This window comes from Flavobacterium amylolyticum (genome assembly GCF_048284335.1).
Classification (GTDB): Bacteria; Bacteroidota; Bacteroidia; order Flavobacteriales; family Flavobacteriaceae; genus Flavobacterium.
In genome coordinates this window covers 1,002,201-1,015,271 of sequence record NZ_JBLVPG010000002.1, presented here as the reverse complement: position 1 = coordinate 1,015,271, position 13,071 = coordinate 1,002,201, and the positions used below count along the sequence as shown (strand labels likewise).

Genomic DNA, 13,071 nt, shown 5'->3' with positions numbered 1-13,071 from the left:
TTTAATATTTACAAACTAACTGGTGTTTTGATATGGTGTGTGCTTCGTAAATTTTCAATTTTCGGCTTTGCAGAAAAGTTGATGCGTAACGGTAATTTTACTAAAGTATAGACTATATTAAAACCGCTGTTGCGGGGCCTCTTTTTGCTTATTTTGTATAAGCTTTAATATAGATATACTCAATTTTATTTTCGCCATTGCTAACGAAAATCACTTCATTTATCTTTTCAATATCATTCCAATTTATTGATGTAGTGTTTTCAAAACTTGGTACTGTTGACGACAATCCTAATAATGTTATGTTTTCTGAATTGAAGTCAAAATTTGAGATATTATTAATTGTTATCCAGTCTGATTTGCCATCAATAAATACAATTTCAAATTTATTTTTTTGATAGAACTTTTTTTCACTATTTTCGGCTTTTCCAAGTATTTTTTCAATCTCACTTTCAGTCTTCCCAATAATTGTTTTTACATCAATAATATTTTTATTAGAGTCATTTTCCTTTTTTGAATTTCCACAAGAAACTAAGAAGAGGGCAGAGATAAATAATGTAATTATGTTTTTCATTTTTAAAGTTTAAAGTTATTTTTATGCCTTGTGAGTAATATGTCGTACAACCGTCCCGCTGCTTTGAGATGGTGTATATTTCGTAATATTTTATTTATTTTCAAATTTATAAATTAATCGCTGAGAAATCCTATAAATAGGAATTAGTAATTAATTTATTCTCAAAGATATATTCTTTGATTATAGGATCATTACGGGAAACCGTAAACAGAGTTATTTATCGCAAAATCCCTAGCCCCGACAGCAGTGGAAAGCCTATGCCGGTTGAAAACCACTTTTTTCTGGTGCTGGCAGAGCGACCAAAGGAAGCTCCTGCCAGCGGCTAGAAAAAGGGTTTGAAACCAAATAGCTTGAAGCGTAGGGCGGTAATTGCTCCAAAAATGAATTCAGGATAAAAAAAATTCCCCAACTACTTTCGTAATTGGGGAATGTAATAATAAGGAATTGAAACGGGTATTAGTTAACAATAACCCATTGTCCTGAAGCGATTAAGCTTTCGGCTTTTTTATATTTCATTTCTTGTGTTTGACCGTTTGCCACGTTTTGAATTGTAACGTTGTCATTGCGATTAATCTTTGGCATATCTCTCACGATCGTTTCGGTAACTTGTCGTTGTTGCGTTTCCCCCGCTTCACGATTGGCACTTTCACTATTTGGAATTTCGTCTTTACTTAATTGATACTCTTCTTGTTGACGAACTTCTTTTGCTTCTTGAATTTGTTGGTTTTCTTGAGCCGGTAAATCACCTTTGAACAAGAATGAAATCACTTCTTTATTGACATTGTCAATCATTGCTCTAAACAAATTGAACGCTTCCAGTTTGTAAATAAGCAACGGATCTTTTTGTTCGTGAACCGCAAGTTGAACCGATTGTTTCAACTCATCCATTTTACGTAAGTGTTTCTTCCAAGCTTCATCTACAATTGACAAAGTAATATTTTTTTCGAAATCAGCAACAAGTTGAGCACCCTCAGTTTCGTAGGCTTTTTTCAAATCAGTAACCACATTCAACGATTTTATTCCATCCGTAAAAGGAACAACAATACGTTCAAATTGATTGTTCTTGTCTTCGTAAACACTTTTTATGATTGGGAATGCTTCTCTAGCACTTCTTTCTGTTTTCTCTGTATAATATTCTAATGTCGCTTTATATACTTTACCGGTTAATTCCATTTCGCTCAATTTAATGAACTCGCTTTCAGTAACTGGTGAAGTAATAGAGAAATAGCGAATCAATTCAAATTCAAAATTTTTGAAATTATTGGTAGCTTTGTTATCGTCAATGATTAGTTCACAGGTATCATACAGCATGTTAGCAATGTCTAATTTCAAGCGCTCTCCAAACAAAGCATGACGGCGGCGTTTGTAAACTACTTCACGTTGTGCATTCATTACGTCATCATATTCCAATAAACGTTTACGAACACCAAAGTTGTTCTCTTCCACTTTTTTCTGGGCACGCTCAATAGATTTAGTCATCATAGAATGCTGAATCACTTCGCCTTCTTCTAATCCCATTCTGTCCATCACTTTAGCCACTCTTTCAGAACCAAACAAACGCATCAGGTTGTCTTCAAGAGAAACATAGAACTGAGAACTTCCCGGATCACCTTGACGTCCTGCACGACCACGCAACTGACGGTCAACACGACGAGAGTCATGACGTTCTGTTCCTACAATCGCTAATCCACCTGCGGCTTTTACTTCGGCAGATAATTTAATATCGGTACCACGACCAGCCATGTTTGTGGCTATAGTTACCACACCAGGTTTTCCGGCTTCTTCAACAATTTGAGCTTCTTGTTTGTGCATTTTTGCATTCAAGACATTGTGTGCAACACCTCTCATTTTTAGCATTCGGCTTAATAATTCCGAAATTTCTACAGAAGTCGTACCAATAAGGACTGGTCTTCCTGCTTTAGATAATTCAGTTACGTCTTCGATAACGGCATTGAATTTCTCACGAGTGGTTTTATAAATAAAATCTTCTTTATCTTTTCGGGCCATTCCTCTGTTTGTAGGAATTTCTACAACGTCCAGCTTGTATATTTGCCACAACTCACCCGCTTCCGTTACTGCAGTTCCAGTCATTCCTCCCAGTTTGTTATACATTCTGAAATAATTCTGTAACGTTACTGTTGCAAATGTTTGTGTTGCTGCTTCAATTTTCACGTTTTCTTTCGCTTCAATAGCTTGGTGTAAACCGTCAGAATAACGACGGCCGTCCATGATACGTCCTGTTTGCTCATCAACAATCATGATTTTATTATCCATGATTACATATTCAACATCTTTTTCGAATAAAGCGTACGCTTTCAAAAGTTGTGTCAGGGTGTGGATGCGCTCACTTTTAATTCCAAAATCTTGAAATAATTTTTCCTTCTCTTCCGCTTCTGCATCTTTATCCAGTTTTCTTTTTTCGATAGCGGCAATTTCTGTTCCAATGTCTGGAAGTACGAAAAAGTCAGAATCAGTATCTCCTGAGAGGTATTTAATTCCGTTATCGCTCAATTCAACTTGATTGTTTTTTTCTTCAATAACAAAATATAATGCCTCATCAATCTTGTGCATTTCTCGTTTGTTATCCTGCATGTATTGATTCTCAGTTTTTTGAAGCAACTGTTTGATTCCTTCTTCACTTAAAAACTTGATCAATGCTTTGTTTTTTGGTAACGCTCTGTAGGCTCTTAACAATTGAAATCCACCTTCTTTAGTATTTCCTTCTTTTATTAATTTTTTAGCTTCAGATAAGAAACCGTTAGCTAATTGGCGTTGTAAACTAACTAAGTTTTCAATTTTTGGTTTCAATTCATTAAACTCATGACGGTCTCCTTGAGGTACTGGACCTGAGATAATCAATGGTGTTCTGGCATCATCAATCAAAACAGAATCGACCTCATCGACAATCGCATAATTGTGTTTTCTTTGAACCAGATCTTCTGGCGAATGCGCCATATTATCTCTCAAGTAGTCAAAACCAAATTCATTATTGGTTCCGTACGTGATATCTGCGTCATAGGCCTTTTTTCTTCCCTCTGAGCTTGGTTGGTAATTGTCGATACATTCTACCGTCATCCCGTGGAATTCGAATAATGGCGCTTTCCAAGTACTATCTCTTTTTGCCAAATAATCATTCACAGTTACTAGATGTACACCGTTTCCAGTTAAGGCATTTAAGTAAAGTGGTAATGTTGCTACCAATGTTTTTCCTTCTCCTGTTTGCATTTCAGCTACTTTTCCTTCATGTAAAACCATTCCGCCAATTAATTGTACGTCATAGTGAATCATGTCCCAAGTAATTTCTTTACCTGCAGCACTCCATGAATTTGCCCAAACGGCTTTGTCACCATCTAAAGTAATATAGCTTTTTGTTGCCGAAAGTTCACGGTCTTTTGCGGTAGCAGTAACAACTACCTGCGTACTGTCTTTGAAGCGTCTAGCCGTTTCTTTGACTACAGCAAAAGCTTCCGGAAGAATTTCTAACAATGTTTTTTCGGATATGTCGTAAGCCTCTTTTTCCAGCGCATCAATAGCGACGTAAATGTCTTCTCTTTTGTCGATATCTTCGATACTTTCAACTTCTAGTTTCAGAGCGCTAATTTTAGCATCTTTTTCAGAGCGGTCTTGTTTTATTTTTTCTTTGAAAAATGCAGTACGCGCTCTAAGCTCATCATTAGATAATGCCATTAGAGGAGTTTCAAAAGTTTTGATTTTGTTAAGATACGGCTGTAAAGCTTTCACATCTTTTTGAGATTTATCCCCAACAAAGACTTTAATAATACTATTTATAAAACTCATAATATGTTTTTATTTCTGTTTGTGTAATTCTGTAAATTTAAACAAAAAAAAAGCCTCTTTAGAGACTTTTTCTTGGTTTACTTTTTAATATTCATCCTCATTCCAAAGATAATCTTCGTCTGTAGGATAATCTGGCCAAATTTCTTCCATTGATTCATATATCTCGCCTTCGTCTTCTATAGATTGAAGGTTTTCTACTACTTCTAATGGAGCTCCTGCTCTAATAGCGTAGTCAATAAGTTCGTCTTTGTTAGCAGGCCACGGTGCATCACTTAGATAGGATGCTAATTCTAATGTCCAATACATCTTGTTGTCTGTTTAGTTTTGTGCAAAAATAAATTTTTTACTGAAAAAGACAAGTAAAAAATCATTTATTTTAATAAAAAGTTAAGAACGTTTTTTTTGATCTAAATTTTGTGGTTAAAAAGAGTGCCTTTTTTTACCATAAATGCAACTGAAAAGGAACTAAAATGCTAAAAATTATTTTCTAGGAATCCATTGAACTTCCGCAGCTTTCAAATCATGAGACAACTTTCGTGCCAACACAAAAAGGTAGTCAGAAAGTCGGTTCAGGTACTTAATTGCAATTTCAGCAACGGGTTCATTATGGCTTAAATGAACTGCTAAACGCTCCGCTCTGCGGCATACGCAACGTGCTATATGACAATATGACACAGTAGTATGTCCGCCAGGAAGTACAAAATGAGTCATGGGTGGTAAGGCTTCTTCCATGGCATCAATTTCATTTTCCAACAGTTCAATGTCAGATTCAATTATTCCAAGTTTTTTTAACCGAAGTTCACCGTTTTTAAGCACTTCTTTCTCTGGAGGAGTGGCCAATATAGCACCTACTGTAAACAAACGATCCTGAATCTCGATTAGGATTTCTTTGTAATGGGAATTCATTTCCTGATCGCGGATTAGTCCAATGTGAGAATTCAATTCGTCTACCGTACCATAACTTTCTATTCGTGCGTGATCTTTTGGGACTCTGGTTCCGCCAAAAAGTGCCGTGGTTCCTTTATCACCAGTCTTAGTATATACTTTCATTCAATGTTTATGTTAATTTGCTATTTGTTGCTTTGAAAAAAACAAATTTACTGTATTAATTCCACTATTGCAGTAACAAATCGTTCCAGTGAACCTTCACTTAAATTGAAATACAAATCGGGTTCAATACATTCAATTTCCATCAAATAAAGTTTATTTTCAATCAGTATTCCATCTACTCTGGCGTACAATAAGTCCTCTTTAAAAGTACCTACAACTTTTTGTGCTTTTTCAATCAATTCGGTGCTTGGATGCACTAAATTGTATATGCCACCAAAAAGGGATTGTACTCTAAAATCTCCATCTACCGGTTTTTTATTAACCGCATGAGAGAATTTTTTATTGAAAAAGATAAATGAAGTTTCGCCTAAAGTTTGAATCTCTGGCATAAATTCTTGTAAAAGCAAGTCTTTATCCGAGGCGATAGCTGCATATTTTTTATTTATTTCTTGAATATTTGATGCTTCAAAAACTTCAGTGAGATATGATCCTGCGGAAAATGCGGGTTTTATAACTGCTTTATCCCAATGGGAAGGTAAATGTTCCGCTAGATTTAGAGTGTTTGTTTTGTCAATGAATACGGTTGGAAGGATTGTGATTCCTTGTTTTTCCATCTCACGCAAATAAAACTTGTGTATGTTTTGTTTGATTATTTTAATCGGGTTGAGTGTTTTGACGCCTAACATTTCTATTTGGCGGAGCCAAATATTAAATTCGGTTTCTTTTTCGAAATAATCCCAAGTATTCCGAAAAATAAGGTAGTCAAAATCAGTCCAATTGATAGTTGTATCGCTCCAAATCACCGCTTTGGCTTTAATATTATGTTTGGCTAGTGCAGGGATTATTTTTTGATCTTCAGGATTTAAATCAGGAAGTTTTTCGCAGGTTAGTAGGGCGATATTCATCTTAGGCAGTGGGTGTTATTAGGTGTTAAAAAGCATTTGTTTGTGAAGTTTTTAGCCCGGATAGAAGCGGTATCCTCTTTCTTTTTAAAAAGAAAGAGATACAAGCAAATAGCCGGAAAAAGCTCCTAAAAAAGATTATTTGGTTGTGTCGCTTTCAATAAGTCCGTCACGCAAACGGATGATTCGATGCGCATACGCAGCAATTTCTTCTTCATGTGTTACAAGGATTACGGTATTACCGTTATTGTGGATGTCTCCAAAAAGTTTCATGATTTCAAGGGAGGTTTTACTGTCTAAATTTCCTGTAGGTTCATCAGCCAAAATGATGGATGGTTTGTTGACCAAGGCGCGTGCAATTGCTACACGCTGGCGTTGACCTCCTGAAAGTTGGTTGGGTTGGTGATCCATTCTGTCAGCAAGGTTTACTTGTTCTAATACTTCAGTGGCTCTTGCTCTTCGATCTGATTTTGAAAAGCCGGCATAAATCATGGGTAGTGCCACATTGTCTAGCGCGGTTGTTCTAGGCAAAAGGTTGAAAGTCTGGAAAACAAATCCTATTTCTTTATTTCGAATTTCGGCTAATTCATCATCTTTCATTTGGCTTACATCTTTACCATTCAAAATATAAGTTCCGGAAGTTGGTGTGTCTAAGCATCCCAATAAATTCATTAATGTAGATTTTCCAGATCCAGAAGGACCCATTAATGCTACATATTCTCCTTTGTTTATTTCTAAATCAATGCCTTTGAGCACATAAACAATTTCATTTCCCAGTACAAAATTTCTTTTGATGTTGGTTATTTTTATTAGCGGGTTTGCCATTAGAATGTTTGATTTTTGACCTTCGACTGTGCTCAGGATGCTATTAAATTAGATTTTAAAAGTACAAAAACTTTTGTGTTATTAATAAGTAGTGAATTTTTTAATTTGTTACAATTTATCAGCATTGAATTTCAAACCTAATGTTTTTATAAATCATCACGTACTAATTTTTAATTTTTTGATACATAAAATAGGAGTTTAACATTTTATATAATTTAACGCTTAATTTATATAATTCACACGTATGTGTTTTTTATTTCACAATTATTTTAATTAGTTACATAATTTTTTGTTATTTATTGAATATAGTACAAAGTTATTTACATTTGTTTAAGAATAATTAATCAAATCAAAAATTATGAAAAATACTAAACTAGCACTAGGATTAGCGGTAATCGCTATTGGATTTACATCTTGCAAAGATGAAAAAGCGGAACAAGCAGAGAAAAAAGTTGACACCTATGTAATGTATGTAGATTCATTAGGTAATGTTACTGCTGAAGACGCTAAAAGTAACTGGGAAGGAATAGAAGCGGCTTACCTAATAAGAAGCGGAGAAGCTGAAGCAGCTATCGCAAACATGAAGGATAATGTGGAGGCGCAAGCACGTCTTGATGCAAGCAGAGCCAAGTATGAAGCTTTGAGAGCCAAATATGAAGCCCAAAAAGCGGAGGCAGAAGTAGCTGTAGCAGCGGCAGCACCTAACAGTAAACAACAAATGAGAAACGCCTTATTTGGTGAAGGAAAAATGGGTGAGGATATGAATTTTAATTGGGTAAATGCATCGAATATTCATAATGTTTACCAACAATTTGTGCATACAGTTGAAGACAACAAAGATAAATATTCTCGTGAAGACTGGGATGAAATTAAAGTAATGTACGAAGCGCTTGACAGTAGAAAAAATACTGTGGAGAAAGAAGGACTTACCTCTGAAGATAACAGAAAAATTGCGGGTTTAAAAGCGAAATTTGGTCCAATGTATACCTTGAACCGAATGGGAGCTAAATCAGGAGAAATGAAAAGAGCAAAAGAATAAGGATTACTTAATTCATGTTGAGATGACAGTCAGTAATGACTGTCATTTTTTTATACCCGTATCACAAAATGTTCTTTGGACTGTTCTCTTCTAAAAAACACCAATCCCCATTGAAAAGTATCTATCGTTACGGTAACTTTTGGATGTTTTTTTATAATTTTCCAAGCTTCTCCCATTTCTTGTGACCAATGAATGTCATCAAATATCCAAACAGTTTCGTTAGTAATGGTTGGCAATAATACTTCAAAATAATCCAAAGTTGCTTTCTTGGAGTGGTTTCCGTCAAAATAAATGAGTTTAAAGTTTAAAGCTTGAAGTTTATTCAAATAAGTATTGAATTCAGTTATTTCGGAATTTACATTGGTTAAATCAAATTGTTTAAATTGGTTTTGAGCTTGTTTCGCTGTTTCAGGACAACCTTCTAAAGTGGTTATTTTGGATTTTAAATTTCCTAAAGCTAGGGCCGAAGTCGCCAATCCCAATGAAGTTCCTATTTCTAAAATACTATTGGGTTGAAAATAATTTGTTATTCTAAATAATAATTGGGCTCGCTTGGGAGAAATTCCAGCCGTTGCAGCAATTTTAGCAATGGCTCTATTATTGGATTTAAAAACTTTGGAACCTGCGCCAAAATCAGTAACTTTAATTGTATTGTCGTTTTGTAAAAGTGATTTTCGGTACTTCCTTAAAATGGCATACTCAGATTTGGGTCTTTTATCATACAAACATTTTGTCAATAAAGTAAACACAAAAGGCGAATGTACCGCATGCTCATTTTTTGAGTGCCAAAGGAATTGTAAGTACGATTTTATTTGGAATAGCATAAAGGCGTTTGCAAAGTAGGGGCGAAGATACAAAAAAGGAGGGAAGAGAGAGGCAAGATACAAGAAGCGAGAGAGAAGAAATGACGCACTAAGTTCTGGACTAACTTTAAGACTATAAAGACTATATTTGCACCCTTGGTATTTTGCTAATAAAAATGCCTGTTTTATATAATGACAACATCAGCAATAGAAAATAAGACTGCCATAAGCTCGGAAGAAATTGACCGATGCATCGCTATTTTGGCACAATTGAATACGGATACAGACCAAATATTTGAGATCCCAAAAGAACAACGAACAGCTTTAATTAAAGCAGCAGGAATGTTCTCCAGACCAGATCGTGATGAGCTTTCCCGACGAAAAAAAGATGGTAAAGTGGCTGCGAAGCGCAAAATGGAAAAACGGGACCGAACTGCCCGAAAGGAAACCGGAATCCGTCACGCCCGTGAAGCAAGTGTTTTTGTGGCACCAAAACTATTGGCTTACAATGATCTTGCACTCAAAGAACAATTGGAACTGGAAACTCCCAGAAATTGCTACGTTTGTAAAACGGAATTTACTAAAATGCACCACTTTTATGATACGATGTGTACTGATTGTGGGGATTTTAATTATGCTAAACGGTTTCAAACCGCTGACGTAAACGGACAAGTTGCCGTTATTACAGGTTCTCGTCTGAAAATTGGATATCACATTACGTTGATGTTGTTGCGTGGTGGAGCCACAGTAATTGCAACGACTCGTTTTCCGGTGGATTCGGCCTTACGCTTTTCTAAAGAACTTGATTTCATGGATTGGGAACATCGTTTGAAAATTCACGGACTGGATTTGCGACACATTCCCAGTGTGGAGATTTTTTGCAATTTTATAGAACAAAAATACGAGCGATTGGACATTTTAATTAATAATGCGGCGCAAACGGTGCGGCGCCCTGCCGGATTTTATACACATCTAATGGAAAATGAAGCCCTTTCTATAGCATCATTGCCAAAACAAGCACAAACTTTATTATTGGATCATACCAATTGTTTGGATGAATTAAAAGTATTGACATCAGGAATTTCTCCAAATCAAAACATGCCGGTAACTTGGCACGGACCAGAACCTGGAATTGGGTTACGGGCTTCCGCCAAATTATCTCAGATTCCGTATTCGTTTGATAATGCGCTCGTGGCAAATGAAGTTTTTCCGGAAGGAGAACTCGATGCCGATTTGCAGCAAGTGGATTTGAGAAAAACCAACAGCTGGCGCTTGCGATTGGGACAAATAGAAACCACGGAGATGATTGAAGTACAGCTGGTAAATTCCGTAGCGCCTTTTGTATTGTGCAACCGTCTTTCGGAAGTCATGAAGAAAGACAACACCGGAAAAAAGCACATCATCAATGTTTCGGCAATGGAAGGAAAGTTTCATCGCTTTTTTAAGGAGGACCGCCATCCACATACCAATATGGCTAAAGCCGCCTTGAATATGCTGACGCACACCTCCTCAGGAACGTTGGCAAAAGACGGGATTTTTATGAACGCGGTGGATACGGGTTGGGTAACCGACGAAGATCCTGCCGAATTAGCCAAAAGAAAACAGGAAGAAGAAGATTTTCAACCACCATTAGACATTGTAGATGGCGCGGCGCGAGTTATGGATCCATTGTTTGACGGTATTAATACAGGAAAACACTGGTGCGGAAAATTCTTGAAAGATTACAATCCGATTCCGTGGTAGAAATAGTATGCTTATAAAGTGAAAAACCACAACAGAATTAGATTATGTTGTGGTTTTTTTATGTATTAATGTCAATATTGTTTACTATTCTTCCAGCATTTTTTCGACTTCTTTTTGTAAAATGGGTAAATGTCGAATTACAATTCCCCAAACTACGTCGTCAGAAACGGAATCATAACCGTGAATTATTCTATTTCTAACATCAACTATTTTTCTGGAGTTTGAAATAATTATTTCACTATCTTCTTTTAAAATTCGGTTCATTGCTTCACCAATGATTTCAATATTCCTTTCGACGGCTCTTTTAGTTCTTAAATCATTTTCATAAACTTTAAATTCTTTTGGTAGATCAATAAAATAACTTTCGATTTCATTAATTGAACTTAAAATATCATATAGCCAAGTTTTAATATTATTGTCCATAAATCAGTTGTTTGTTTTGATTTATAGTTTTTCTGAAATAAGGATTTTTAATAGCTTTTTCTTCAAGCAAATCAATTTGTCTTTTTAATATGGTTTCTAATGAGAATTTTAAATCATAATAATTATCAGCATAATCTAAAACATCTAATGGTTGAAATTCAACGATTAGGTCAATGTCACTTTCGCTATTAAATTTTTCAGTTAAAACGGAGCCAAATGCATACAATGTCTTAACATTGTGTGTTTTGCATAATGTTGTTATATCCTCGCTATAGCTTTGTATTGCATTCATGTTTTAAATAGTATAATTCAAAAATACGCAAAATAATTCATTTAATGGAATTTTGACTATTCGAATTCCTGTTTGCTCTATTGTGTGGTTAACTATTGGGGCGCGAAGTCAGAGACATTTGCGTAGTGTAACCAAGAACTATTATAAACTTTGAATAGCGAGTTTTTTGGGAGTATTACTTGTGTTAAAGCAAAACAACCGTTAGCTTAGTTTTTTAATACTTAGCAATTAAAATAGAACAATCGGCAGTTCATGTTTACGGCTGCCATCTTTAGCGCTTGATTCAAATAAAACGAGGGTCAATTTAGAATTCACTCGTTTTTTCTGAACGGTTATTGTAAAGTCAAAGTTGCCCCACTCTGGAGCCCCCGCATCAGTCGTCTGAAAGCCAGTATTTAACTCTTCGTGTCCGTCTTCAACAATCCAGTTAAAGTTTGCCTCAAAGATTTGCCCTTTTCCGCGCACTCTGAATTTATTTTCGCCTATTCGTTCCATAATTACTTCTTTGAAACGTTCATTAGAAAATTGTTTTGGCAGTAGATTTTCTGGCTTTACAGCCTTCACTATTTTAGTCGTTTCCGGAATGTTCATTAAAGTGTCATTCAAAACAGAGTTGCTTTGAGTTTCCTTTTTATTGCATGCAAATAGTAGTAGTGTTGATAATATAATTGTCCATCTCATTGTTGTTTTATTTATTTTTTTCGGTTCATAGATTGTTTGGTGTAGCTTTTAGTTCGATTCCTTGGTAAAAACGTAACATTTATAAAACAAAAAACATAGCAAATTAAATTCTACTGTGGTTATTATTTGTAGCTGATGCTATTGACCAGGAAAAAATGTCTGTGCTATCGAAATATTGATATATCAGAGTGATCGGGTATTATAATTAAAAAGGCTAATTCTACTAAATTTTGATTGACGCCAAATGCCTACTAATAGGAGTCTAACTCATTTTTATATAATATTGTTTTAATCGGCATCAGATATTTGGTTTGGAAATGCTCCTTTATTTTTTCATTTTCTTTATATGAAAAATCTTTATTGACATCTTTCCAATTTCCAATATTTAAACTTTCATTTATTGCTACAAACGCTAATTTAGTATTAGTACCATTGCCACGTATGCAAATATTCAAAATTAGATTTTGATCTGGATTATAAAAATAAATCAAAAACCAATGATTTTTTGATTCTTTGTCAATCAATTCAAATTCTTCTTCATTGCGAACGGAAACTTTTGGCGTATTGAATTCGGGATGTTCTTTTTTAAATAGTTCTATAGCATCTTTTACTTCTTTTACAGAATAGTTTAACTGATAGATTTCTGCATCAGCATAACTACCAGCCGAAATCATATTCAATTTTTTATTAACTTCATATAAAAAGGAATTATTCAGTATTAAAATTGTAGATAAACTAAATAAGACCGCTATGGTAATTATGAGTTTTTTTGTCATTATTATTTAGGGTTGCCGGTAATTTATATGTTGTTCTCGTAAAATTGTTCCAAACTTCCCAAAATTATATAGCTTGGTCTGTAATATGTAAAGCTTTATTTATCTCAAATCTATGCAAAATAAACAACAAAATTTTAAATGGCCTTTAAGTTATTTCTAATTTTTTTT

13 protein-coding genes are annotated in these 13,071 nt (G+C 34.9%); 2 read left to right on the top strand and 11 right to left on the bottom strand.

What is annotated here, in order from left to right; genetic code table 11:
* Positions 1 to 148: 148 nt before the first annotated feature.
* The 6 genes from ACNQF9_RS10570 to ACNQF9_RS10545 form a co-directional block, all read right to left on the bottom strand.
* Positions 149 to 571 carry a hypothetical protein gene (locus ACNQF9_RS10570; RefSeq protein WP_417990195.1) on the bottom strand — a complete coding sequence of 141 codons (423 nt, stop codon included), beginning with the start codon at positions 569 to 571 and terminating at the stop codon, positions 149 to 151.
* A gap of 456 nt (positions 572 to 1,027) precedes the next feature.
* Positions 1,028 to 4,369 carry a preprotein translocase subunit SecA gene (gene secA, locus ACNQF9_RS10565; protein WP_417990194.1) on the bottom strand — a complete coding sequence of 1,114 codons (3,342 nt, stop codon included), beginning with the start codon at positions 4,367 to 4,369 and terminating at the stop codon, positions 1,028 to 1,030.
* An 84-nt stretch (positions 4,370 to 4,453) separates the two neighbouring features.
* Positions 4,454 to 4,675, bottom strand: a complete 222-nt coding sequence (locus ACNQF9_RS10560) for a DUF2795 domain-containing protein (protein WP_007138072.1) — start codon at positions 4,673 to 4,675, stop codon at positions 4,454 to 4,456.
* A gap of 174 nt (positions 4,676 to 4,849) precedes the next feature.
* Positions 4,850 to 5,419 carry a cob(I)yrinic acid a,c-diamide adenosyltransferase gene (locus tag ACNQF9_RS10555; RefSeq protein WP_417990193.1) on the bottom strand — a complete coding sequence of 190 codons (570 nt, stop codon included), beginning with the start codon at positions 5,417 to 5,419 and terminating at the stop codon, positions 4,850 to 4,852.
* A gap of 47 nt (positions 5,420 to 5,466) precedes the next feature.
* Positions 5,467 to 6,324: an ATP-grasp domain-containing protein gene (locus tag ACNQF9_RS10550; RefSeq protein WP_417959464.1), complete on the bottom strand. Its 858-nt coding sequence runs from the start codon at positions 6,322 to 6,324 to the stop codon at positions 5,467 to 5,469.
* A gap of 135 nt (positions 6,325 to 6,459) precedes the next feature.
* Positions 6,460 to 7,146: an ABC transporter ATP-binding protein gene (locus ACNQF9_RS10545; RefSeq protein ID WP_417959465.1), complete on the bottom strand. Its 687-nt coding sequence runs from the start codon at positions 7,144 to 7,146 to the stop codon at positions 6,460 to 6,462.
* 358 nt (positions 7,147 to 7,504) lie between these two features.
* Here ACNQF9_RS10545 and ACNQF9_RS10540 point away from each other — a divergent pair, with 358 nt between their 5' ends.
* On the top strand, positions 7,505 to 8,185 hold the full coding sequence (locus ACNQF9_RS10540; protein ID WP_417959466.1) for a DUF6565 domain-containing protein: 681 nt from the start codon (positions 7,505 to 7,507) through the stop codon (positions 8,183 to 8,185).
* Positions 8,186 to 8,235: 50 nt separating this feature from the next.
* Here the strand turns inward: ACNQF9_RS10540 and ACNQF9_RS10535 are convergent, their stop codons facing one another.
* Positions 8,236 to 9,009 (bottom strand): O-methyltransferase, encoded by a 774-nt coding sequence (locus ACNQF9_RS10535; RefSeq protein WP_417959467.1) that lies wholly within the window; start codon positions 9,007 to 9,009, stop codon positions 8,236 to 8,238.
* A gap of 171 nt (positions 9,010 to 9,180) precedes the next feature.
* Between ACNQF9_RS10535 and ACNQF9_RS10530 the strand changes: the two genes are divergently transcribed.
* Entirely contained in the window at positions 9,181 to 10,731 is a 1,551-nt protein-coding gene (locus ACNQF9_RS10530; protein ID WP_417959468.1) for an SDR family NAD(P)-dependent oxidoreductase, read from the top strand.
* Positions 10,732 to 10,815: 84 nt separating this feature from the next.
* Here the strand turns inward: ACNQF9_RS10530 and ACNQF9_RS10525 are convergent, their stop codons facing one another.
* From ACNQF9_RS10525 to ACNQF9_RS10510, 4 genes are all read right to left on the bottom strand, one after another.
* Positions 10,816 to 11,154 (bottom strand): HepT-like ribonuclease domain-containing protein, encoded by a 339-nt coding sequence (locus ACNQF9_RS10525; RefSeq protein ID WP_417959469.1) that lies wholly within the window; start codon positions 11,152 to 11,154, stop codon positions 10,816 to 10,818.
* Positions 11,144 to 11,446 (bottom strand): nucleotidyltransferase family protein, encoded by a 303-nt coding sequence (locus ACNQF9_RS10520; RefSeq protein WP_417959470.1) that lies wholly within the window; start codon positions 11,444 to 11,446, stop codon positions 11,144 to 11,146. The genes ACNQF9_RS10525 and ACNQF9_RS10520 overlap by 11 nt, the downstream gene beginning before the upstream one ends.
* 228 nt (positions 11,447 to 11,674) lie before the next feature.
* Entirely contained in the window at positions 11,675 to 12,127 is a 453-nt protein-coding gene (locus ACNQF9_RS10515; protein WP_417959471.1) for a Gmad2 immunoglobulin-like domain-containing protein, read from the bottom strand.
* A gap of 251 nt (positions 12,128 to 12,378) precedes the next feature.
* Entirely contained in the window at positions 12,379 to 12,903 is a 525-nt protein-coding gene (locus ACNQF9_RS10510; RefSeq protein WP_417959472.1) for a hypothetical protein, read from the bottom strand.
* Positions 12,904 to 13,071: the final 168 nt, after the last annotated feature.

What these genes read in the sequence shown, in the direction of transcription:
- ACNQF9_RS10515 (WP_417959471.1), bottom strand. Translation starts at nt 12,127, where the DNA reads ATGAGATGGACAATTATATTATCAACACTACTACTATTTGCATGCAAT.
- ACNQF9_RS10535 (WP_417959467.1), bottom strand. Translation starts at nt 9,009, where the DNA reads ATGCTATTCCAAATAAAATCGTACTTACAATTCCTTTGGCACTCAAAA.
- ACNQF9_RS10525 (WP_417959469.1), bottom strand. Translation starts at nt 11,154, where the DNA reads ATGGACAATAATATTAAAACTTGGCTATATGATATTTTAAGTTCAATT.
- ACNQF9_RS10555 (WP_417990193.1), bottom strand. Translation starts at nt 5,419, where the DNA reads ATGAAAGTATATACTAAGACTGGTGATAAAGGAACCACGGCACTTTTT.
- ACNQF9_RS10530 (WP_417959468.1), top strand. Translation starts at nt 9,181, where the DNA reads ATGACAACATCAGCAATAGAAAATAAGACTGCCATAAGCTCGGAAGAA.
- ACNQF9_RS10570 (WP_417990195.1), bottom strand. Translation starts at nt 571, where the DNA reads ATGAAAAACATAATTACATTATTTATCTCTGCCCTCTTCTTAGTTTCT.
- ACNQF9_RS10520 (WP_417959470.1), bottom strand. Translation starts at nt 11,446, where the DNA reads ATGAATGCAATACAAAGCTATAGCGAGGATATAACAACATTATGCAAA.
- ACNQF9_RS10510 (WP_417959472.1), bottom strand. Translation starts at nt 12,903, where the DNA reads ATGACAAAAAAACTCATAATTACCATAGCGGTCTTATTTAGTTTATCT.
- ACNQF9_RS10560 (WP_007138072.1), bottom strand. Translation starts at nt 4,675, where the DNA reads ATGTATTGGACATTAGAATTAGCATCCTATCTAAGTGATGCACCGTGG.
- ACNQF9_RS10545 (WP_417959465.1), bottom strand. Translation starts at nt 7,146, where the DNA reads ATGGCAAACCCGCTAATAAAAATAACCAACATCAAAAGAAATTTTGTA.
- ACNQF9_RS10540 (WP_417959466.1), top strand. Translation starts at nt 7,505, where the DNA reads ATGAAAAATACTAAACTAGCACTAGGATTAGCGGTAATCGCTATTGGA.
- ACNQF9_RS10550 (WP_417959464.1), bottom strand. Translation starts at nt 6,324, where the DNA reads ATGAATATCGCCCTACTAACCTGCGAAAAACTTCCTGATTTAAATCCT.
- secA (WP_417990194.1), bottom strand. Translation starts at nt 4,369, where the DNA reads ATGAGTTTTATAAATAGTATTATTAAAGTCTTTGTTGGGGATAAATCT.